Genomic DNA, 21,331 nt, shown 5'->3' on the forward strand with positions numbered 1-21,331 from the left:
CATCAATATTTCATTTTTTGATGGAAACAATCGTTGCTTTCCCCCCCTCTAGTCGGAAGGAAAACGATACGCGGTCTCCGGTCGCCAGCCCGGCCAGTTGGTCTTCCGTTACGGAGAAGGCCATAGTCATCGGTGGCCATTGCACGGCTGGTACAGCGCCGTGAGAGATGGTCACCGTATGCTTCGTCGTATCGATAGCCTTGATCGTTCCGTCGGCATTGGCCACTGGAGTCTGCTTTGTTTCTTGCTTCATCTGCATGCCTTCCATACCGTCCATTTTCATGCCCGGCATGTCTTCTGCCAGGGCCGAAAGAGACAGCGTAACGAGGGTGCCTGCAACGGCGATCCGGATCAGTTTCATATGACTTTTCCTTGGTGGTGAGTGGGTTCAGCAATCAGGTGCCGGCGGCGCATCAGGCGATAGGCTGCCGGAATGACAAACAGGGAAAGCAAGGGGGGCCGTGACCATACCGCCGACCATGGGCGCGGCGATGCGGCTCATCACCTCGCTGCCGGTTCCGCTGCCCAGCAGGATGGGTAACAGACCCGCAATGATCACGGCGACGGTCATGGCCTTGGGGCGAACGCGCTGCACAGCGCCTTCACGAATCGCTACCAGCAACCCGCGCTCAGTGCTGTCGCCAAGGTCTTCACGTTCGGCCCAGGCATTCTTCAAATAGAGCAGCATGATGACGCCAAACTCGGCAGAAACACCGGCCAGCGCGATAAAACCGACCCCCGTGGCCACCGACAGATTGAACCCCAACAGGTAGAGGAACCACGCCCCTCCCGTCAGTGCAAACGGCAGAGTGGCCATGATCAGCAAGGCCTCATCGAAGCGAGCGAACGTCAGGTAGAGCAGCACGAAGATGATCAACAACGTGGCAGGCACCACCAGTTTCAGGCGTGCGTTTGCCCTTTCGAGAAACTCGAACTGCCCCGAGTAGCTCAGGCTCATTCCTGGCTGCAACTTGACCTGTTGATTGACGACCCGACGCAGATCGGCGACCACCGAGGCAATGTCCCGACCTCGCACATCGATGTACACCCAGCCTGAAGGACGTGCGTTCTCGCTCTTGAGCATCGGCGGACCGTCCGTGATCCTGATCTTCGCCACTGTGCCGAGGGTGATCTGGCTGCCTGACGAGGTGTAGATCGGCAATTGCTCCAAGGCACCTGGCGAGTCGCGCCACTCGCGTGGATAACGTACGTTGATCGGGAAACGCGCAAGCCCTTCAATGGTCTCCCCTACGTTTTCACCCCCTATGGCACCGGCCACGATGGATTGCACATCGGCGATGTTCAACCCATAGCGGGCGGGCGGCCTTGCGATCGATGTCCACGTCGATGTAGCGACCACCGGTCAGGCGCTCGGCCAGAGCCGAACTGACACCAGGCACATTTTTGGCCACCCGCTCGACCACCTGAGTCGCGGCATCGATCTCCGTCAGGTTGGTGCCCGCCACTTTCACGCCGATGGGGCTCTTGATCCCCGTAGCCAGCATATCGATACGGTTGCGAATCGGCGGTATCCAGATGTTGGTCAAACCGGGAACGCGCACCACGCGATCCAGTTCTTCCACCAGCTTTTCCTGGGTCATGCCTGGACGCCATTGCTCCTGCGGCTTGAACTGAATGGTGGTTTCGAACATTTCCAGTGGTGCCGGGTCTGTCGCGGTTTCGGCACGCCCGGCTTTACCGAAGACGTGTTCAACCTCTGGAACGGTTTTGATCAAGCGATCAGTCTGTTGCAGCAGTTGCGCCGTTTTCTGTGCCGACAATCCCGGTAGGGCCGATGGCATATAAAGCAGGTCGCCCTCGTCCAACGCGGGGAGAAACTCGCCACCCAAGCGAGACATTGGCCATAGCGCGCTGACAAAAACCAACAGCGCCACCAGCAGCGTGATCCTGGGTCGTAGCAAGACTGCGTCCAGGGCTGGCTGGTAGATCCGGATCAACCAGCGGTTCAACGGGTTCTGTTGTTCACCAGGGATTCGCCCCCGTATCCAGTAGCCCATCAACACCGGCACCAGCGTCACCGACAATCCCGCCGCTGCGGCCATGGCGTAGGTCTTGGTGAACGCCAAAGGGCCGAACAGCCGTCCCTCCTGAGCTTCCAGCGTGAACACTGGAATGAATGACAGGGTGATGATCAACAAACAAAAGAACAGTGCCGGGCCTACCTCTGCCGCCGCTTCGGTCATCACGTGCCAATGCCGCTCACCCTTCAGTTCTTCTCCAGGATTGGCCACGTGCCAGGCCTCAATTTTCTTGTGGGCGTTCTCGATCATCACCACCGCAGCATCGACCATCGCGCCGATGGCAATGGCAATCCCGCCCAAGGACATGATGTTGGCGTTGATCCCCTGGTAACGCATGACGATGAAGGCAATCAGCACCCCCACCGGCAGTGAAATGATCGCCACCAGAGATGAACGCAGGTGCCAGAGGAAGATCCCACACACCAACGCGACGACGATGAACTCTTCGATCAGCTTGTGGCTGAGATTTTCCACAGCGCGGTCGATCAGCTTGCTACGGTCGTAGGTGGTGACGATTTCCACCCCGGCCGGCAAACTGCTTTTCAGTTCGTCGAGTTTAGTCTTGACCGCTGCGATGGTCTCGCGAGCGTTCTTGCCACTGCGCAAAATCACCACGCCGCCGACGGTCTCGCCTTCGCCGTCGAGTTCAGTAATGCCACGCCGCATTTCCGGTCCCAACTGGATCCTGGCGACATCGCCAAGGGTCACCGGCACACCCGCACCCAATTTGAGTGGGATCGACCGGAAGTCATTGAGCGACTTCAGGTAGCCGGAAGCCCGCACGATGAACTCGGTCTCTGCCATCTCCAGCACCGCGCCACCCGTTTCCTGATTGGCCTTGCCGATAGCTTCGGTCACCTCAGCCTGAGTAATACCGAGACTGGCCAGTTTGAGCGGATCAAGCTGCACCTGGTACTGCTTGACCATGCCGCCCACGGTGGTCACTTCCGCAACGTTGGGCAGGGTCTTGAGTTCGAACTTGAGGAACCAGTCCTGAAGTGCGCGTAGCTGCGCCTGGTCGTGTCCTCCACTGCGATCCACCAGTGCGTACTGATAGATCCAGCCCACGCCCGTCGCATCCGGTCCCAACGCCGGCTTGGCGCTGGCCGGCAACCGACTTTGTATTTGGCTCAGATACTCCAACACCCGTGAGCGAGCCCAGTACAAGTCAGTGCCGTCTTCGAACAGCACGTAAACGAAGCTGTCACCGAAGAAGGAATAACCACGCACAGTCTTGGCTCCCGGTACTGAGAGCATGGTGGTGGCCAACGGATAGGTCACCTGGTTCTCAACAATCTGCGGCGCTTGTCCCGGAAAAGGGGTGCGGATGATCACTTGAACATCGGAGAGATCCGGCAGCGCATCGATGGGCGTGTTCTGCACCGACCAAATGCCCCAAGCCGTGACAAACAGCGTCGCCAACAGCACCAGGAATCGGTTGGCCACCGACCAACGAATCAGGGCAGCAATCATGGCTGGCTCCCCGATTTATCCAGACGCTCGACACGCAAACCATCATCGGTCTGGCTCACCGCAATGCGGACCTTATCCCCCGTTTTGAGGCCCAGCATCAGCGCTGGACTAGCGAGTGGGAACGTCATCGTCATACCAGGCATGCCCAGCGTCTTGAAGGGGCCATGGGCGAGCGTGACTTCTTTGTCGTTGATCTCGACGATCTGCCCATCCGCCTCATGCAAACTGGGGGCTGTTGCATTGGGTGCTGACTCTTCCTGCGAGCTTGCAACAATACCCTTGAGACTGGCCTCCGAATCGAGCAGAAACTGGCCGGACGTAACAACCTTCTGGCCTTCTTCCAGGCCTTTCAAAATCGCCGTCTTGCCATCGCTTTCCTGCCCGGGTTGCACCTCTACCGGGCGGTAGCGGCCGGCATCTTCGGCGAGCATCACCAGGGCACGTCGGCCAGTGCGAATGACCGCCTCGCTCGGCACCCACAACACACTTTGCTCAGTCGAGCGGCTCAGGCGGACTTGCGCGGTCAAACCCGGTCTGAGGCGCCCGTCCGGATTGGGCAGTTCCACCCGCACGCGAAGGGTGCGGCTGTCCGGATTGGTCTCGGGCAAAATCGCGCTGACCTTGCCACTGAGTGTTACCCCTGGAAAAGCTGGCAAGCGCGCCTCGACTGCCTGGCCCACGGTAATGGCTCCAGCATCCGCTTCTGGAACAGCCACGGCCAGCCAGACACTGCTCAAGCCATTGACGCGTGCCAGAGTCTCACCCGCCGCCAAGGTCATACCCGCACGCACGTTCAACTCTTGCAGCACGCCGATGATGGGGCTGGTGAGGGTCAGGTTCGGTTGGACTTTGCCACTGCGCTCTACCTGAGTAATCAGTGTTGCCGGCATCCCTGTGAGCCGCAGTCGCTGGCGAGCGGCAGCCAACAGGTCAGCATCCCCGTTGCGCCTGAGGGCAAGGAACTCTGTCTGGGCGGCGGCCCATTCCGGCACCAGGATATCCGCCAACGGCGCATTGGCCTTGAGCACATCACCGGGAGCATGGGCATAGACCCGTTCCACGAAACCAGCTGTGCGTGCCTGGATCACCGCGACATCACGTTCGTTGAACGCCAGGACACCGGTCACGTCGAGGCTGGAATCAAGGATTCCACGGGTGACAGTCGCATAGCGCAGTCCGAGATTCTGGGTCAGACCTGGATCGATACTGACGGAAGCACGATCCCCCGCGCCGCCGGCGTACTGAGGAACCAGTTGCATGTCCATGAAGGGAGACTTACCCGGCTTATCGAATTTTTGCTGCGGGTACATGGGGTCATACCAGTACAGAACCTTGCGCTCATCCGGTGAATCAGCGCCCTTCTCCGGGGCGATGACGGTTACTGCGCTCACACGCTGTTGAGCGAACCAGTAGCCACCGGCAACACCCAATGCCAGCGAGATGCCCACCAGCAATGCCCCATTCCATTTTTTAAGAATCATTGGCTGGACTCCCCATAAGCAAAATACAGACGCGCACTGGTCAACGCTCGCTGCTCTTCCACGTCGACCTGTTTGATTCGGGCTTCGATGAGTTCACGTCGGGCGGCAATCACGGCGTTTAAATCGCCTTTGCCGGCACGGTAGCTGGCCATGCTGAGTTCGACCTTTTCCCTGGCTAGCGGCAACAGGCTTTCTTGGTTTCGCTGTACAGCGCGATTCAGGCGCTCATAGTCAGCCAGTTCACTTTCCAGTTGTTGGGTATGCTCGCGTGACAGATCTTCGCGCTCGGCCTCAAGCTGACTGAGTTCAGCCTGTTTGGCCGCAATCTTGGGGTTTTGGCGAGTGTCAGGGAACAGCGGCAGGTCCCATGAAAATTGCACACTGATCATGTCGCCGAACTGGCGGTCGCGATGCTGATAATCCAGTTCCCAACTCCAATCTGACTTTTTCTCCGACTCGGCTTCACGAACCTTGGCTTGCGCTTCGCGGGTCATCGGCGCAAACACTGCCAACTCGGGGTGGTGTTGCAGTTTATGGGCGTAGCTTGAGGAATCGACAGGCCATTCAGGCAAGCGGCCCACCGGCTTGTCGTTGGCGGCTGAACCAATCCAGCGTTTTAGTGCCGCTCGTGCCTGATCGCGCTGGCGAACCAGATCGTCCTGTTGCTCCGCCAGTTGAGCCGCTTCTTGCTTGGGCGTCACCGCATCGGCGGGTTGAGCGCGGCCACTGGCAATCCTGGCGCGGACGGTCGCGGTCAGAAGACGGTTTTCTTTGTAGAAGTCCTGGAGTAGCGCATCTTTGCGTTCAACCGAGTAGCTGCTGATCCAGGCCAATGCTGTGGATTGGCGCACGTTCAGTCGTGCAACGCGACGCTCGGCGGCAACGCGATCAACGGCGGCGTTGGCGACCTCGATACGAGCTTTGCGCTTGTCACCGTTGGGCATCTCTTGCCTGACTCCGACCATTTGCATGGTCATGAAGTCGTCGTTGATGCTCCAGCGATCCGGTCCGCCAATGGGGTAGTTCTGCACACCTGCCAGCAACTTGGGGTCAGGTAATTCACCCGCTGGAATAGCCGCACTGCTGGCGGCCTGAATCTTTGCATCCTGTGCGACCAGCGACGGTGCATTGTTTTCGGCCAGCCGCAACGCTTCATCGAGTGTCAATGCGGCAGCGAAGCTCGGCAATGCGAGCACGCTTACCGCCAGACCGGCCACGAGGGACCAGCCTGTGCAATAGCACTTGCAGTTCATGTTTACGATTCCTGTGATCATCCACTGCACGCGTCAAAAAAGACATGCGCGCAGCTAGTCCATTCCGCTAATGCGGAATAAGGCTCAATGTTGGACAGGAATCAAATGCGAGGTGGTCGCCATACCCCGGACGGGGTTTGTGCGGGCAGGGAATCACTGAAAAAGGAAACCACTATGGGGCTGAACACGGTGACAGGAGGTTTGATGATCGTGACTTGCAGCATGCCGCCTGTCTTGCATTCCTGGCCAGGCTTGCAGGGCTTGCCATGCTCGGTCGGGCTTTTCATATCATTGCAACAATTCATGCCCATATCGTCCATCATCGCCATGCCCATCGACTTCATTGGGCATGGTTCTGTAGGTGCCTGTACGCCCGCCATCCCGCTGAGGGGAAGCGCCAGGCTAATCATGAAAATGAGGCAAAGCCGCAGGTAGCGTTTCATGGGGTTGGAGTGTAGCCGTCAGATATGGCACTAACAATCAATTGAACACACGCTTTTAGCTGCATTCCGCAAGGCGCTGATTGCGCGGGATATAAGCGCTTCAGTATTAAGCCAACATTACATTGTCAGCCAGCTCACTATCTCCTGACGTATTACGGCCAACTTCGGATGTGGGTGACTCGTACGACTCCAACGATCAACCAGCGTCGGTAAAGGAGCTAAAAAGATGAACAGTGTGCAGGCGACGGGGCATTTTCAAAGGTCTGCTATGGGGCCATTCTCTACCGGTCATGGCCACGCAGTGTGATGGTCAAATCCGATGCAGCTGATCGTTGATGTTGTCTTGGACCGGAGGTACCTGTAGGCCAAATTTTCGGGTCGCAGAGGGCTGTATTTTAAGTGGATTGCAGTCCATTGCGACCGGCACCAATCGCCTGATGTCGGCTTTGGGTTGCGCAAGAAAAGTTGGTGAGAATATCGAAAGTGAAAGAGATACTTCACTTTTTACTAGTTTGCCGCACTGCTACACACTTGATTTCCACCAACAGCCCGGGGTGCGCCAGTTCGCTGACACCGATACAGGTCCAGGCGCAAAGGCCTCTGGGGAATACCCGGTTCTTCACCTCGCGAAACACCGCCATGTGCTTGGACATGTCAACATGATAAGTGGTCATCTCGACAACGTCCTCGAAGCTGCAGCCTCCAGCGGCCAGCACGTGAGCCAGGTTTTCCCAGGCGCTGATGAACTGCTGCTCGGGATCCCGGATCACTTCCAGTTCAGCAGTCCTGCCTACCTGGCCTGCACAGTACAGGGTGTCGCCGACCTTGACTGCGGGGGCGTAACCCGCGCGCTCGACGACGGATTTCATGGTGTCTGGAATGATGATTTCACGGTCAGACATACGGAGCTCTTGGGCAGGTGATCGACGGATTCTACCTCCAAAAACGATAGGACGCTTTTACCTGCGGCGAGACAAATGCGCGCACCCGCACTTCGATTTCCAGTGTTGCCCCGGCGCTGGGTTGTGGTCGATCTAGCTCTTCGATTGCCATAGGAGCGGGTCAGCTCATTGCTAATGTGACGAGACGTAGATAGATGGCGTGGACAGCGCAGGCAATGCATAGGTCGCCTTCATCCATTCGATCTCAGCCTGGGGTGTTCGGCCAAAAAAGCGTTTGAAATCGCGGCTGAATTGCGAGGCGCTTTCATAGCCAACGCTGAACGCCGCCGTTGAAGCGCTCATGGTGTTGCGCAGCATCAGTAAACGTGCCTGGTGTAAGCGGGTCGACTTCACGTACTGCATGGGTGAGGAGTCCGTCACCCTACGAAAGTGCAGGTGGAAGTTGGGCACGCTCATGCTTGCTTCGTGCGCAAGCGTCTCGACATCCATATGCTCCTGATAGCAACTGTGAATCTTGCGGATCGCGCGAGTCACCTTGCCGAAGTGCCCCTGGCGATTGAGTGCTACGCGCATCGAGCCACCCTGCTCGCCGACCAAGATGCGGTAGTAGATTTCCCGCACCAGCGACGGCCCCAGAATTTGCGCTTCGCCTGGAATGCTCATCGCCTCGAGAAAGCGCAGCGTCGAGGCACGCAGCAAACCATCCATCGGTGAGGCATACATACCCTTGGGGTGGGAGTCACTTGGCCCCAGTGCCTCATCCACTTGCAACATCAATTCGCTGGCCAGTTGCATGTCGAGGCGTATGTAGACCGCCAGCATGGGCTCCGCCTCGCTGGCGTCGGTCTCCATCGTGAAAGGAACTGGCACGGACACCACCAAGTAATGCTGGGCGTCATAAACGTAGACGTCATCTCCCAGATAACCGCGCTTTCGTCCTTGGCACAGGATCACGATACCCGGGTCATAAAGCACCGGAATGCGAGTTAGGGGCCGATTCGAACGCAAAAAGCGGATGTCTTCCAGCACGCTGAGATTGTAGCCTTCGACCGGCGCGAGCTTTTCCATCAGTTGCACCATACGCAAGGTGCTTGAATCGAACTGAGTCATGGACGGCCCCTCTGCTTGGCGCTCAACCGTCGGTTGAGCGGGTCAGCGTTTCCCACTGATCGATCTCACTGGCCGCGCGAGTCAGCCTGTCACGTACCAGCCCCAGAGCATCGCTGCCCAGTAGTAAGTGGGCCGGTGGTGTCGGGCTGGCAATAACCTGCAACATTGCTAAAGCAGCTTTCCGAGGATCACCAAGTTGTTTGCCGCTCTTCTCTTCTCGCGCTTTACGCACAGGGTCGAAACTGGCGTCATAGTCGGCAATGCTCCGTGGGGTGCGCTGCATCGAACGACCTGCCCAGTCAGTGCGAAATGAGCCAGGCGCGACTGCGGTCACAAAGATATTGAATGGCAGCAGTTCTTTACTCAGCGTATCAGAGATGCCTTCGAGAGCAAATTTGCTCCCGCAGTAGTACGCGATACCCGGCATCGTGATGGTGCCGCCCATTGAGGTGATATTAAGGATGTGACCGGCACGACGGTTACGAAAATAAGGCACGAAAGCCTTGATCACCGCTACCGCGCCGAACACATTAACGTCGAATTGGCGACGGATTTCTTCCAGCGGCGACTCTTCGAAGATGCCCTCATGACCGTACCCGGCGTTGTTGACCAACACGTCGACCGGTCCGTGGTTTTCTTCGATAGCCGCTACGACGCTGTCGATCCCGTCGAAGTCGGTGACATCCAGAATCACCCCATGAACATCATCCACATCGAGCGCCTGAAAGGCCTGCAAAGCGGTTTCGCTCCGTACGGTTCCGATAACCCGGTGGCCTGCAGCAAGCGCTTCTTTCGCCAATGCATTGCCGAAACCACTGCTCACTCCCGTGATGAATATCGTTTTTCTGCTGTTCATGGCCAATTCCAATACGTAGGTAGGATGCATGGTAACTATCGAAAACCCGACCACCTATGCCGGTTTGTCTTCGAGCGTTGCCTATTTCTATCAGAGCCAACGCCTCGGCCATAAGTACCCCGTTGATTACGGCCACATTGCCCCACCTCAAGATTCTGAATGGAGATAACTTTCGATGGGCAACGGGAGCAATGAGGAGGTTTCAATAGCCCGCCGGATGCATTGCCAATGCCCCCATGGAATCGATCAGCTCGGCAGACGCCCTATATAACGGGACATACCCTCGCATCAGGATTTGTGTACTGCGTCGATAGGCAGCGGCCTGAACCTCAAGCTGGCTGTCGATAAGTTTCGCGCTGACCGTCGTATCCAGCTTTCCTGCCGGATTCTCAATGCTCACTTCGATATCCGAAAACGAAGTCGATGGTTTGACAATACCTTTTGCCACTCTGTGCGCGGTTGTCCCCGGAAGCAGACACGCAGCGGCAAGACAGCAGCCTCCCGAGACCGCCAACGAAGCATGCCCCGTTTGAGGCGTAAAGTACCGAACGGCAATATTGCCACCGTGACGCGGGGCACCGACGATACACACTTTGGGGATGGTTTCGCTTCGTTCCAGATCAGCACGGTCCATAAGCTCGCCATCACGGCGCCGAAGCTGCATCTTGAGCCCCGCTTCAATCCAGACTTGCCTTAACTGCGCCATAAAAACAGTATCGGCCTCAAGCTCCTGGATCGGCTCGTGGCCAGTTTTTCCAAAACTGGCCGCATCGGCGATTACCATGGGTACGGCTACATCGACACACGAAACGTCGTGGCCGGCGACCGTGTCCATGACCATGCCCGTCGGCAAAAGAGCACCCGTCTTGTTACCCACAGGGGATTGAAGAAACAAATCAACGCTTGGGTAAGCGCCTTTGACACCGGGAATTTCGACGCTCACGAACCTTCCGTCCTCGTGGCGAGACATCCGTGCAATCGTGACGACTCCGGTATTGGTGTTCTTGATTTCAACCTCAAAGGCTTCAGTGAAAGGCGCCTCGATCATTCCGGTATCGATGGCCCAGAGTGGTAATGCAGATGACATGTTGCCGCAATTCACACTCCAGTCTATATCGCTATGATCACTGGCCAATTGAGCGAGCGTGCTCACAATCTGGCGACCTCTTGGTGTATCCACAACTCTCGCCAAAAACACCTTGTTACTGGTGGCCGGCCCCCGGCCGAGGCCGGTTATCTGGCGATTGCTCTGTTGATGGCCAGACAGGGGAACGCCCATCAGGTGACGTAACAGCTCTGCGCGCAGAAAATCGTCGCTGGGTAACAGTGGCTCCCAGATCACCACACCTGTCGAGGTTCCACCCCTCATGTAGTGCACTGGTAATTCCATTACGCCAGATTGAAGTCGAATACGCAGACCATCTCGATCGACACGTGGCATTTCGGATTCATGCATATGTTACTCCTACGCAATTAGTGCATTAGCTGGGAGGTGGAGGCGTCCAAAGTAATCAGGCCAGTTCACTGCGCGGTGAAAGACGCCGCCCCCCCGGTATTTTATGCTCGGCGAGCACAGCGGATTCAATACGGCGGGCGTTCGTCGAGAAACATTTGCACCGCGCCGATCAACTGCCAGCGATTGCGCTCCATGAACGCGCTGTGAGTGCCCTCGCCAATCTCCACCCAGCGCCGATAAGCCGCATTGGTGAGCTTCGAGAACACCGTGCGGGACATTTCAAGCGGACAGTCGCGATCACCGTCGGCGTGCACGATCAACACCGGTACGCGAATGAGCGAGGGGTCGTACAAAGAGCGCCCGACAGACCAGAACTCGCGGCTGTCCTGCACGGTGCCATTGGGAGCCTTAATCTGTGTCTCGCCTGGACCAAACGTCGCTTCGGCCCAAGTATTGAACCAGTCCTCCGGCAACACGGCAGCCTGTCGCTCCGTCGGTACGCCATTAAGCCAGCGCGTCTTGGCCTCGGTGCGATTCACCACACGGTAAGCGCCCAGCGTGCCGCCACTGTCCGCCAGGCTCGGGGTGTCGCGAATCCATTGAGGAGCGACCAACACCAACTTGACCACAGCTTCGTTGTGCTCGGCGGTATACCGCGCCATTAGCGATGTGCCCCACGACCAACCGATCAGGTTGATGCGGCTGACCCCGTTACGCTGGCGCACAAACGCCGCAGCCGTCGCGACATCGCTCGTAGCGACGGGTGTGCGAACAACAGGCGCATTCTCCCCGGCCTGCTGCGACATTTCCGGCGGTCGACTCGACCGGCCATAGCCGCGCACGTCCACCAGGTAGGTGTCATAGCCGTTTTGCGCGAGTTGGTCCATCCATGACTGGCCGTCGAGCGCCAAGTCGAAGGTGCTGGAGGCCGGGTAAGTGGAGCCGGCCACGAACAGCACAGTCTTTTCGCCGGAATAGGAGCCGATATCCGCGCGACGCTTATTGCGCACGAACAGTTCGATCCCGGGAGTGTCACTAGGGATCATGAATTCAGTACAGGTGATGCTGGACATTAAACGGCTCTCCACGGGTTCAGATAAAACGCCAGTCAAAGTGATCACCGGCCCGGGTAACGAGGCCGGCGGAGCTGTTGGCGAAGTGGCTGGTGAACACAGTCAAACCGCGCTCGGCCGCCTGCTCCAGCAGCCACCGACGTGAGGTCCGGGCTTGCTCGGGGTGGCTGCAAAAAACAGCTGTTCCAGTCGGGGCGAAAGACCTGCAGTGGTTGGTGCATGATGTCGCCACTGAACAGACCTCCCTGTGTGCGATGCAGCAACTCGATGGCCAGGTGGCCGACGCTGTGGCCTGGCGTCGGATGAATAAGCAGGCACTCGCTGATCAAGCCTTCACCCTCGACGATCAGGGCCTGACCCTTTTCGATCACCGGCAGCACGCTGTCCTCGAATACATTGGCGTTAAATCCTTCCCGGCCGATCAGCCCGTGCCAGTAATCGTATTCGGCCCTGGAAAATACGTACTTCGCGTTCGGGAAGGTCGGCACCCAACGTCCGTCCAACCGCCGGGTGTTCCATCCGCAATGGTCGGCATGCAGGTGCGTGCACATCACGTAGTCCACCGATTCAGGTGTCACTCCGGCTTCGGCCAGGCGCTCCAGGAACGGCAGTTCCAATTGGTGAAAGCGTGGCAAACCTGGTCGCTCCTTGTGATTGCCTGCACAGCTATCGATCAGGATCGTATGGTGTGCCGTTTTTACCACCCAGGTGTGAATGCTCGCGATGAAACGCTGCGACAGCGGATCAAAGCAATCCGGTTCCATCAATGCGCGATGCTGTTGCAGCACCTGTGGATCCCAGTCGGGGTACAAATAATCGGGGGCAAATCCAGGGCCGCGTTGCTCGGTGACCCTGGTCACCGATGTCTCGCCAAAACGGTATACATGCATGCCGCTCTATCTCCAGGTCATTGCCAGTTAACGTGGAGAAAAATGCTATAGAGCTTCACCTCGGTGGTGAAATCGACTCTTCGGATACGAGGCATGAACGTCATGAATAACTAGCCCAACTGCGGCTCTGCCTGAATACAGCCCACCAGGAAGTCCATCACGACTTTCACTGCGGGGGACCGGCGCAGATCTGGATAAACGACTAGCCAGACATCCCGTGTCGGCCCCTCTGTGCTGACGGGTAATCTGACAAGAGATGAATCCTGATCTCCGATGATGGTAGGCAGCACCACCGCACCAACGTCCAGCCGCGCCGCCATTTGTTGAGAGGCTAAATCACTGGCCGCGAATACCACACTTCGGTTGCCACGCAATTGATGGAGCCACGCCTGTTGCGGGAGGTGATCACGCGCCTGGTCATAGGCGATGAACGTCCACCGTTCCTCGGCTAGGGTTCTGAACGAAGGCGTGGCATAAAGCCCGAACCTGACCTTGCCAACTTTCCTGCGCACTAGCGCGTTCTCTTCAGGGCGCACCGTGCGTATGGCAATGTCCGCCTCGCCCTTGTCCAGCGCGGCAAGCCTCGTAGACGGTAACAGGACAATGTTGAGTCGTGGATGCAGGGATCTAAGCCGCGGGATGTTGGGCGTGATGCAATGCGTCGCAATCGAGGGTGGCGCACTGACTTTTACAGTACCCGCGACATCGATTGAGGCCATTCGCGAGAGCCGCTCAACGTCAGTGGCAAGGGTACTCATGCTCTCGGCCAATGCGGCTAGTGCCCGCCCCTCTTCGGTGAGTGGACGACTTCTGGGAAGGCGATCGACCAACCTCAGGCCGAGTGCTTTTTCCAATGCATCAACTCGTCGGCCAACGGTTGCGTGTTCGACCTCCAGTTCCCGCGCAGCCGCCGAAAGCGATTGGGTTCGCGCCAGAACGGTAAAAAAATAAAGATCCTGCCAATCGAACATCGGGTTATTTCCGATCAGATACTGTTAATTATTCGGCAATACTCGTACCGACTTTGTTGTTTTACCATCCTGATGGCTACGTGGCACTGAATTCTGCCCAACATCAAGAGCGTGTTATGAGCGTCGATCAACCTTACATTCGTTATCTGGAACAGCCCGACGGTGCCGGGTTTCGCTATTTTTCACTCCCGGCCCTAGCTGAGCAGGGTTTTACCGGAATTCAACGTCTACCTCACGTCATCCGACTGTTGCTGGAATCGGCCATGCGTAACTGCGACGGCAATCGTGTGCTTGAACAGCACATCAGAGCATTGGCAGCTTGGCATCCCGGCGCCCATCGTGATCAAGAGATCCCCTTCGTGGTCAGCCGCGTGCTGCTTCAAGACTCTACCGGCCTCGCGTTGCTGACCGATCTGGCTGCCATGCGCAGCCAAGCGCAACGGCGCGGTGCAGATCCCAAAGCCATCGAACCAAAGGTGCCGGTGCACTTGGTGGTCGATCACTCAGTTCAAACGGTTTTCGTCGAGGGGGCCGAGGCAGTCGGAAACAATCAGAAACTCGAAATCATCAATAACCGCGAACGTTATGAATTGCTCAAATGGGGAGCGCAGGCGTTCGAAACGTTTACAGTCATACCGCCGGGCAAAGGCATCTGCCACCAAATAAATCTTGAGTATCTGGCCCAAGGTGTAGTGATAGACGACGGCTTGATCTTTCCCGATACGCTAGTCGGCACCGACTCCCACACCACCACGATCAACGGCATCGGCATTTTGGGCTGGGGGGTCGGCGGTATCGAAGCCGAAGCAGCGATGCTTGGCCAACCCCTCAATATGTTGATGCCCGATGTCGTTGGCGTCTGCCTGACTGGCGCGCTGAGTCCGGGCGTGACTGCAACCGACGCTGTTCTGTTTATCACGCAGTTCCTGCGTAAAGCCCGTGTGGTGGGCAATTTGCTGGAGTTTTTTGGCGAAGGCACAACATCGTTAAGTGCCACCGATCGCTCGACGATTGCCAATATGGCGCCGGAATTCGGTGCGACCTGTGCATACTTCCCGGTGGACGAAAACACCTTAGCCTACTACCGCCAAACCGGCCGTACCGAACGGCAAATCTCGCTGATTCGAGGCTATTACAGTGAACAAGGTTTATGGGGTGCACCGGCGCCCGGATCGATCGAATACTCCAGGCTGCTCAACCTCGACTTGAGTGCGATCCGAGCCGGTGTCAGCGGGCCGAAACGCCCGCAAGATCACCTGGATCTTGGCGAGGTTCCCGAGCGTTTTGTATCGCTGTTGCTTGAGGATGCGGCCATCGGTGGTTATGGCAAATCCGCAAGCCAGTTGTCTCGGCGGTTTGCATTGAATACCTTTTCCCCAACCGTGCCGACGCGATTGCACGACACGACCATCGGCCATGGTGACGTACTGGTCGCTGCCATTACGTCATGCACCAACACCTCCAATCCTGAACTGATGCTGGCCGCCGGACTGCTTGCCCGCAACGCCGTGGCCAGAGGCTTGGCCGTCAAGCCCAAGGTCAAAACCCTGTTCACTCCGGGCTCACGCGTCGTGGAGTACCTGCTGTCCAGCGTTGGCCTCGCCGAACCATTAAGCCAATTGGGATTCAGCATCACGGCTTTTGGCTGCGGCGCTTGCGTGGGTAACATCGGGGGTCTGGAACCGGTTATCGAGAACCTGGTAAACAGCCGTGACCTAGTGTGCTGCGCTGTGCTGTCAGGTAACCGCAATTTCGAAGCACGAATCCACGGCACCTTACGCGCCAATTTCCTCGCCAGCCCGCCCTTGGTCGTGGCCTTTGCGTTGGCAGGCACGACGATGATCGACCTAAGTACCCAAGCCTTAGGTAACGACCAGAAGGGGCAACCGGTGTTCCTGGCCGACCTGTGGCCCACCGATCAAGAGATCAAGGCATTGGCGCAGCAAGCCGTAGCCCCTGCGGTTTATCGGCGGCTCTACGCCGAGGTGACACAAGGTTCGGAACAGTGGAACGCTATCGAAGCAGGCGCAGGGTTGGTCTACGACTGGCCCGAGTCAACCTATGCGGCAGAGCCGGATTATTTCAGCTCTCCGGGTAACACCATCAATGCTATCCGTGGTGCCCGCGCGCTGGCAATCTTCGGCAATTCCGTCACCACCGATCACATCAGCCCCGCCGGCGCCATCGCGCCGGATTCACCTGCCGGACAATGGCTGACGGCGCGGGGTGTAGCGCCCCAGGATTTCAATACTTACGGTGCAAGGCGCGGGCATTTTGAGGTCATGGTGCGAGGTACGTTCGCCAATGTACGCCTGAAAAACCTGCTGCTGCCGTTGCGGCCTGATGGCGGCATGGACGAAGGCGCATTTACGCGACTGCAGCCCATTGGAGAACGGATGAGCATTTTTGACGCATCGCGCCGATACCTCGCTGCCAACGTACCAGCATTGATTTTTGCCGGTGAGGAATACGGCACAGGATCGAGTCGCGACTGGGCAGCCAAGGGCACGCGGCTACTAGGGGTGCGCGCGGTCATTGCGCGCAGTTTTGAGCGTATTCATCGCAGCAATCTCATCGGTATGGGCGTTCTGCCTTTGCAGTTCGAGGCCACCGACAGTGCTCAGTCTTTGCAACTCGATGGCAGCGAAAGCTTCGACATCCTGGGGATGGACGGTTGCGTGCAGCCGAGGCAGAAGCTGACGCTTGTAGTGCATCGAAGCGATGGCCGTCATGTGGAAATTCCAGTGCTGGCCCGGATCGATACTCCGGCAGAAGCCGCGTATTTCATTGCGGGCGGCATTTTGCCCTATGTCCTGAACCGGCTTATTGAGCCTCGCGCGAGTGGAGTTGACTTGAAATGAAAGCAATCATGATCGAAAGCTATGGCGGTGCCGAGGTGCTGCAAATGCGCACAGACATGCCACGTCCCCGGGCGACGCCTGGCCATGTGCTGGTGAAGGTCGCCTGCGCAGGCATCAACTTCATGGACGTGCACACTCGCCAAGGCAAGTACGCTACATCGGTGACTTATCCAGTCCGTCTTCCCTGCACGCTCGGCATGGAAGGTGCTGGCGAAGTGATTGAGGTCGGTGAGGGGGTGGAGAACTTTACTCCGGGCGATCGAGTCGCATGGTGCATTGCCTGGGGCGCCTATGCCGAGTACGCCAGCATTCCGGCGGCGAGACTGGCGCGAATTCCTGATGCGGTTACTTACGACCTGGCGGCGGCGGCAATTTTCCAGGGTTCAACCGCCCATTATCTGGTCGAGGATATCGCGCGACTGCAGACGGGCAGCACCTGCCTGATTCACGCCGCGTCCGGCAGCATAGGTCAGTTGCTGGTGCAGATGGCGAAGCGGCTCGGTGCCGAAATTTTCGCGACGGGCAGTACCGCGCAAAAATGCGCGGTCGCCCTCGAACGAGGCGCGGACCATGCGATGAATTATGACGGTGGCCACTTTGCCGATCGCGTACGCGAGGCGACCAACGGGGTCGGAGTCGATGTGGTATTCGACTCCGTAGGAAAAGCCACCCTGCGCGACAGCTTCAGGGCCTGTCGAACTCGAGGTCTGATCGTTAACTATGGCAACGTTTCCGGCTCATTGGCCGACCTTGATCCTATTGAACTGGGAGAAGCCGGCTCGCTTTTCCTGACTCGCCCTCGCCTTGCCGACCACATGGCAGACGGCCCCACCGTACAACGGCGCGCCAACGATGTGTTTGCGGCAATCCTGGAAGGGGCATTGAACATCGACATCGAAGGCCACTATGACATGGAGGATGTGCAGCAGGTCCATGCCCGAATTGAGAGTCGCCAACAGGTCGGTAAATCAGTGTTGTGGATAGACCGCACACTGCAATAAAAACCCGGCAAAGGTATTGTTATCAAACTCATGAAACTGGAGGTCATACATGAGAAATTGCACTCCACTTGACCACCTGATTACATCGGTACTGACCACTCGTTTGCATTGCACTTGACCAGGCGCTGCATTTGATCTGACCGCCGATTGCATTGAATTTTAACAGCACGCTTCGTAAGCATGATCGGCGGAAATCTGCACATTGCTCAATTAATGACGCTTTTCAAAAACCAGATTTATGCTTCTTGTTACCCAGCGATTCGGCGTGTTCGGCCGTCCATGGGTATTTCTGGTATGTGACTAGAGTGGCAAAGAGTGCGATGCCAAGTACCTCGTGCGTTTCAGTGTAGTAATGGTGATAGCCGTATACCTTGTCACGCCATTGGCGTAACCAGCCGTTTGCTCTGAAAATTTCCTCGACCCGTGGGGCCAAATCGATGCGCCCTCCCACAACGTTGAGGTATATGAGTACAGGTAAGCGCCGGTTATTTGGAACCCAGCCATTGGTTTCCAACGCTATGACTTGCTGCGAGACTTCCCCAACTTTCGATCTAGTCATTGGAAGATCTCCAACTTAACACTCTCACTTTCTGCAACCTCCATCGGGATGCACCAATCAGTGAATCCGCAATGGGTGGTCATTCCTTTCAGTCAGCTAACGAGCAGACAAGTTATTTCTTTTCTAGGACGAAAAAAAATTTCGTCCTTCATACTCAGAACAATGAAAAACAGGAACTCAACCCAGCGAGGCGTTTTTGGAAAGAAAAAAAGCTTCCAGATCACTCTGGAAGCAAACTGCTGAATACACAATCAAGGGTGACCAAACCGCATGAATGCGATACCTCTTCACGGCGCGCAAATCATGCTTGCGGATTCAAACAGGAGTAAACCTATAGACGGCAACAGGTACAAAAGCTGCTAAAGAGAATTGCATCACTCTTGAACGTCCATGAAGTCCCTAGCCCAATTCAAATATGTTTCCGGCAGCGTGTAGGTATAGGCCAACTCGGTAGCGCTTAAGTTTGATGTGCTGCGAGTGAGCTGGCGTTGTTCACGAAGGCAGTCATAGGTCGCTTTGATGGACGCGAAATAAGCGCCATGACCTGCAACGATGATCCGCACTCCTAGCAGGGCTAGCCGTTCGTTGTCGTTGAGTCTCGGGTTTCCGTAAGTGACCAACATCAGTGGAATCGTGATGTGCTCCGCTATCTGTTCTAGGTGCGCAAAATCTTGTACGCCCACAATACAAATGCCATCCGCGCCGGCCCGTTGATAAGCGTGCGTTCGGCGAATGACCTCAAGCACTGGAAGGGCTGATGCGTTGGTTCGAGCAATGATCGAAAGCTCCGGGTCAACACGTGCTTCCAGTGCGGCACGCACCTTGCCTATACCCTCTTCAGTGCTGATGAGGTCTGTCGATTTACACCCAAATTGAGCCGGAAGAAGGGTGTCTTCAATCGTGAGTGCCGCTATTCCTGCGCGCTCCAACTCCTGAATTGTGCGCATGACATTAAGTGCATTTCCGTAACCGTGATCGGCGTCAGCGATGACGGGCAACTGCGCAACACGACCTATTCTGGCCGCTTGTTCGACAAACTCAGACAGGGTAATGAGTGCGAAGTCTGGTGCAGCTAGAACCTGAAGAGATGCAACTGATCCACCCAAAATACCCACTTCAAATCCGAGATCGGCGGCAATGCGTGCAGACATCGGATCAAAGACTGAAGCGGTCTGGAAACAGTTACTGGATGCCAGCAGTTCGCGAAACGAACGGCGTAATGCTTGGTGGGAAACTCTGGGCATGATCGACCGTGTCCTTGACGTCGTCTGGGTGACTGTCATGAAAAAAGCTGCAGATCCCCGCCCAGCTTTGGCCAGAACATTCAGTCCCGCCAAGCTGGTACAAGGGGCAAAGTGCTTTGAGCTAAATGTCACCAAAGCGCATAGGTGTAGTTTATGTAAAAACGGGTTTGGTCCTGATCCTGCGCTGTAGTTGTTGGGAGTTCGGTACGATAGTTTGCGCGACGTAGAGAAAAACCTAGTCCTTTTAGTGAACCGCTTTGGAGGGTGTAGTCCAACCGATAGTCACTCTCCCATTCGCTATATCGTCCAGTCGTTCCATTGCCAACTCCTCGGATATCGTGACCTTTGACGTAGGTCCATTGAGCTTTAAGCCCTGGAAGACCAAGGCCAGCAAAGTCATACCGATAGATACCGAAACTGGAGTTTTCACCCGCGCGGGTAAAATTGTTAATCATGATATCGGTGTAAAGGTAGACGCTAGCGCCTCCCTCGCCCTCCGGGCGACCGCGACCGTCAACCAGATTGCCGTTAGTAACATAGGGCATACCGCCGCTATCACTGACGCGCTGATGACCGAGGGTCAGTGAGTTGCCGCCAAGCGAATATGTAAAAGCAGCAGACCATGTATTGTTATTTACTTCCCCAAGTCCACCAGCGTTATAACCATTTTTGTACTGGTAATTGGTATTACTACCGTTTTCCCCATCAGAATGACTGTTGAAGTATCGCAGATCAGTTTTGAAGGACTGTTCAGGTGATATCTGAAAATCATGGGTCAATCCTAGAAAGGACTGGCCGTAGTAGTCTTCCAGTTGCGCATAGTAATACTGAAGCATCAGGTCCTTCGTGGGCTTCCAGTCCGCTCCCGCGAAACGGAATGCATCGGCCCCCTTGCGCCCACCCGCAGAAATGCCGCCCCAATTACTTGAGGCTCGACCGATTGCGCGGTTGAGTTGGCCTGCTGTAAAAGTAACGTCATCAAACTCTTTGGACGTTGCCATGGCGCCTTGAAAGGACTGAGGAAGTAGGCGTGAGTCATTGGCCACCAGGATCGGCAGGTTTGGCGCCAGCGCATTGCCTGCTTTCAACTCGGTCTTGGATAGCTTGATCTTCGCATTGGCACCCAGGCGACTCCAGTTATCAACCGGGGTGCCATCTGAAGCAACGGGGCTAATGGTATTACTGGTTGAGGAGCTGTGAGGAGAAATGCCACCGCCCAGGTTCACACCCAGCAATCCTTGGATATCAAGCCCGACCCCAACCAGGCCTGGCGTATAACCAGAGCTGAAATCAAATTTCAAACCGGTTACTGACTGCCGCTGATCCACTCCGTTGGCCCCACGCTGATCCCCTTCAAAATAGAGCGTGCGAGAGCTGACAGAAGCTTTGCTGTCATCCAGAAAACCGGAGGACCAAGCGTGTTGATATATTGCGGCCAAGGTCAAGCCGAGCGCCACTTTGCTCTTATTCATCTATATTTTTCCCATGCAAGAGTAAAGACAGTCGTAAGCAGGAGATTCTTGTTTTTGTTTGCCAAACTTAAATATCTTCAATACTTCGCAGGCAGTGTATTGAATTATTGTTTTTATAGTTCAGTCCTTGAGGATTAAGGACGCTAAAGCAACATCAGTTGATGGACTACATAAAGGCCGAATTGGCAACAAAGTGGCCAGGCCCTACCTCCAGATAGCTTACGTCAGGCGCCTGATAGTTTAA

The 21,331-nt window shown here is 56.4% G+C and carries 16 protein-coding genes and 1 pseudogene; 2 read left to right on the forward strand and 15 right to left on the reverse strand.

The genetic code is table 11. The features are described 5' to 3' along the window. Positions 1-10: 10 nt before the first annotated feature. The 12 genes and pseudogenes from HT737_RS02085 to HT737_RS02140 form a co-directional block, all read right to left on the reverse strand. Positions 11-361 carry a copper-binding protein gene (locus tag HT737_RS02085; protein WP_182401223.1) on the reverse strand — a complete coding sequence of 117 codons (351 nt, stop codon included), beginning with the start codon at positions 359-361 and terminating at the stop codon, positions 11-13. Then, positions 358-3,515 (reverse strand): annotated as a pseudogene (locus HT737_RS02090) (efflux RND transporter permease subunit). The gene HT737_RS02085 and the pseudogene HT737_RS02090 overlap by 4 nt, the downstream one beginning before the upstream one ends. Continuing rightward, positions 3,512-4,996, reverse strand: a complete 1,485-nt coding sequence (locus HT737_RS02095) for an efflux RND transporter periplasmic adaptor subunit (RefSeq protein ID WP_182401225.1) — start codon at positions 4,994-4,996, stop codon at positions 3,512-3,514. The pseudogene HT737_RS02090 and the gene HT737_RS02095 overlap by 4 nt, the downstream one beginning before the upstream one ends. Next, complete coding sequence (locus HT737_RS02100) at positions 4,993-6,249, reverse strand: TolC family protein (protein ID WP_182401252.1); 1,257 nt, start codon at positions 6,247-6,249, stop codon at positions 4,993-4,995. Before HT737_RS02100 ends, HT737_RS02095 begins: the two co-directional genes overlap by 4 nt. Positions 6,250-6,350: 101 nt before the next feature. Continuing rightward, the gene (locus HT737_RS02105; protein WP_182401227.1) at positions 6,351-6,692 is read right to left on the reverse strand and encodes a hypothetical protein; all 342 of its coding nucleotides are present in this window, start codon (positions 6,690-6,692) and stop codon (positions 6,351-6,353) included. A 497-nt stretch (positions 6,693-7,189) separates the two neighbouring features. Continuing rightward, entirely contained in the window at positions 7,190-7,594 is a 405-nt protein-coding gene (locus HT737_RS02110; protein WP_182401229.1) for a RidA family protein, read from the reverse strand. A 171-nt stretch (positions 7,595-7,765) separates the two neighbouring features. Continuing rightward, positions 7,766-8,704 carry an AraC family transcriptional regulator gene (locus HT737_RS02115; RefSeq protein WP_182401231.1) on the reverse strand — a complete coding sequence of 313 codons (939 nt, stop codon included), beginning with the start codon at positions 8,702-8,704 and terminating at the stop codon, positions 7,766-7,768. A 22-nt stretch (positions 8,705-8,726) separates the two neighbouring features. After that, positions 8,727-9,560 (reverse strand): oxidoreductase, encoded by an 834-nt coding sequence (locus HT737_RS02120; RefSeq protein WP_182401233.1) that lies wholly within the window; start codon positions 9,558-9,560, stop codon positions 8,727-8,729. 202 nt (positions 9,561-9,762) lie between these two features. Then, positions 9,763-11,016, reverse strand: a complete 1,254-nt coding sequence (locus tag HT737_RS02125; protein WP_306287138.1) for a PrpF domain-containing protein — start codon at positions 11,014-11,016, stop codon at positions 9,763-9,765. 125 nt (positions 11,017-11,141) lie between these two features. Beyond that, on the reverse strand, positions 11,142-12,026 hold the full coding sequence (locus HT737_RS02130) for an alpha/beta hydrolase (protein ID WP_374011127.1): 885 nt from the start codon (positions 12,024-12,026) through the stop codon (positions 11,142-11,144). Positions 12,027-12,133: 107 nt separating this feature from the next. Continuing rightward, positions 12,134-12,979, reverse strand: coding sequence for an MBL fold metallo-hydrolase (locus tag HT737_RS02135; protein ID WP_220459287.1), 846 nt, complete (start codon positions 12,977-12,979; stop codon positions 12,134-12,136). A gap of 110 nt (positions 12,980-13,089) precedes the next feature. Next, entirely contained in the window at positions 13,090-13,950 is an 861-nt protein-coding gene (locus HT737_RS02140; RefSeq protein ID WP_182401238.1) for a LysR family transcriptional regulator, read from the reverse strand. Positions 13,951-14,066: 116 nt separating this feature from the next. On the opposite strand from HT737_RS02140, the gene acnA reads away from it, so the two are divergent. Together acnA and HT737_RS02150 are read left to right on the forward strand one after the other, a co-directional pair. After that, on the forward strand, positions 14,067-16,811 hold the full coding sequence (gene acnA / locus HT737_RS02145; protein WP_182401240.1) for an aconitate hydratase AcnA: 2,745 nt from the start codon (positions 14,067-14,069) through the stop codon (positions 16,809-16,811). After that, positions 16,808-17,812: a quinone oxidoreductase gene (locus HT737_RS02150; protein ID WP_182401242.1), complete on the forward strand. Its 1,005-nt coding sequence runs from the start codon at positions 16,808-16,810 to the stop codon at positions 17,810-17,812. Before acnA ends, HT737_RS02150 begins: the two co-directional genes overlap by 4 nt. Before the next feature lie 223 nt (positions 17,813-18,035). Here HT737_RS02150 and HT737_RS02155 read toward each other — a convergent pair whose 3' ends face one another. The 3 genes from HT737_RS02155 to HT737_RS02165 all read right to left on the reverse strand — a co-directional run bounded on the left by HT737_RS02155 (position 18,036) and on the right by HT737_RS02165 (position 21,087). Continuing rightward, positions 18,036-18,371: a hypothetical protein gene (locus tag HT737_RS02155; protein WP_182401244.1), complete on the reverse strand. Its 336-nt coding sequence runs from the start codon at positions 18,369-18,371 to the stop codon at positions 18,036-18,038. A gap of 374 nt (positions 18,372-18,745) precedes the next feature. Next, positions 18,746-19,615 (reverse strand): oxaloacetate decarboxylase, encoded by an 870-nt coding sequence (locus tag HT737_RS02160; protein WP_182401246.1) that lies wholly within the window; start codon positions 19,613-19,615, stop codon positions 18,746-18,748. A gap of 128 nt (positions 19,616-19,743) precedes the next feature. Next, complete coding sequence (locus tag HT737_RS02165; protein ID WP_182401248.1) at positions 19,744-21,087, reverse strand: OprD family outer membrane porin; 1,344 nt, start codon at positions 21,085-21,087, stop codon at positions 19,744-19,746. Between the last annotated feature and the right edge of the window lie 244 nt (positions 21,088-21,331).

Origin of the sequence: Pseudomonas sp. MD195_PC81_125 (assembly GCF_014060985.1) — a bacterium.
GTDB lineage: Bacteria > Pseudomonadota > Gammaproteobacteria > Pseudomonadales > Pseudomonadaceae > Aquipseudomonas > Aquipseudomonas parakoreensis.

Coding starts and splice junctions, on each gene's coding strand:
- acnA (WP_182401240.1), top strand. CDS start 14,067: ATGAGCGTCGATCAACCTTACATTCGTTATCTGGAACAGCCCGACGGT.
- HT737_RS02100 (WP_182401252.1), bottom strand. CDS start 6,249: ATGAACTGCAAGTGCTATTGCACAGGCTGGTCCCTCGTGGCCGGTCTG.
- HT737_RS02105 (WP_182401227.1), bottom strand. CDS start 6,692: ATGAAACGCTACCTGCGGCTTTGCCTCATTTTCATGATTAGCCTGGCG.
- HT737_RS02085 (WP_182401223.1), bottom strand. CDS start 361: ATGAAACTGATCCGGATCGCCGTTGCAGGCACCCTCGTTACGCTGTCT.
- HT737_RS02160 (WP_182401246.1), bottom strand. CDS start 19,615: ATGCCCAGAGTTTCCCACCAAGCATTACGCCGTTCGTTTCGCGAACTG.
- HT737_RS02135 (WP_220459287.1), bottom strand. CDS start 12,979: ATGCATGTATACCGTTTTGGCGAGACATCGGTGACCAGGGTCACCGAG.
- HT737_RS02095 (WP_182401225.1), bottom strand. CDS start 4,996: ATGATTCTTAAAAAATGGAATGGGGCATTGCTGGTGGGCATCTCGCTG.
- HT737_RS02120 (WP_182401233.1), bottom strand. CDS start 9,560: ATGAACAGCAGAAAAACGATATTCATCACGGGAGTGAGCAGTGGTTTC.
- HT737_RS02155 (WP_182401244.1), bottom strand. CDS start 18,371: ATGACTAGATCGAAAGTTGGGGAAGTCTCGCAGCAAGTCATAGCGTTG.
- HT737_RS02115 (WP_182401231.1), bottom strand. CDS start 8,704: ATGACTCAGTTCGATTCAAGCACCTTGCGTATGGTGCAACTGATGGAA.
- HT737_RS02140 (WP_182401238.1), bottom strand. CDS start 13,950: ATGTTCGATTGGCAGGATCTTTATTTTTTTACCGTTCTGGCGCGAACC.
- HT737_RS02150 (WP_182401242.1), top strand. CDS start 16,808: ATGAAAGCAATCATGATCGAAAGCTATGGCGGTGCCGAGGTGCTGCAA.
- HT737_RS02165 (WP_182401248.1), bottom strand. CDS start 21,087: ATGAATAAGAGCAAAGTGGCGCTCGGCTTGACCTTGGCCGCAATATAT.
- HT737_RS02125 (WP_306287138.1), bottom strand. CDS start 11,016: ATGCATGAATCCGAAATGCCACGTGTCGATCGAGATGGTCTGCGTATT.
- HT737_RS02110 (WP_182401229.1), bottom strand. CDS start 7,594: ATGTCTGACCGTGAAATCATCATTCCAGACACCATGAAATCCGTCGTC.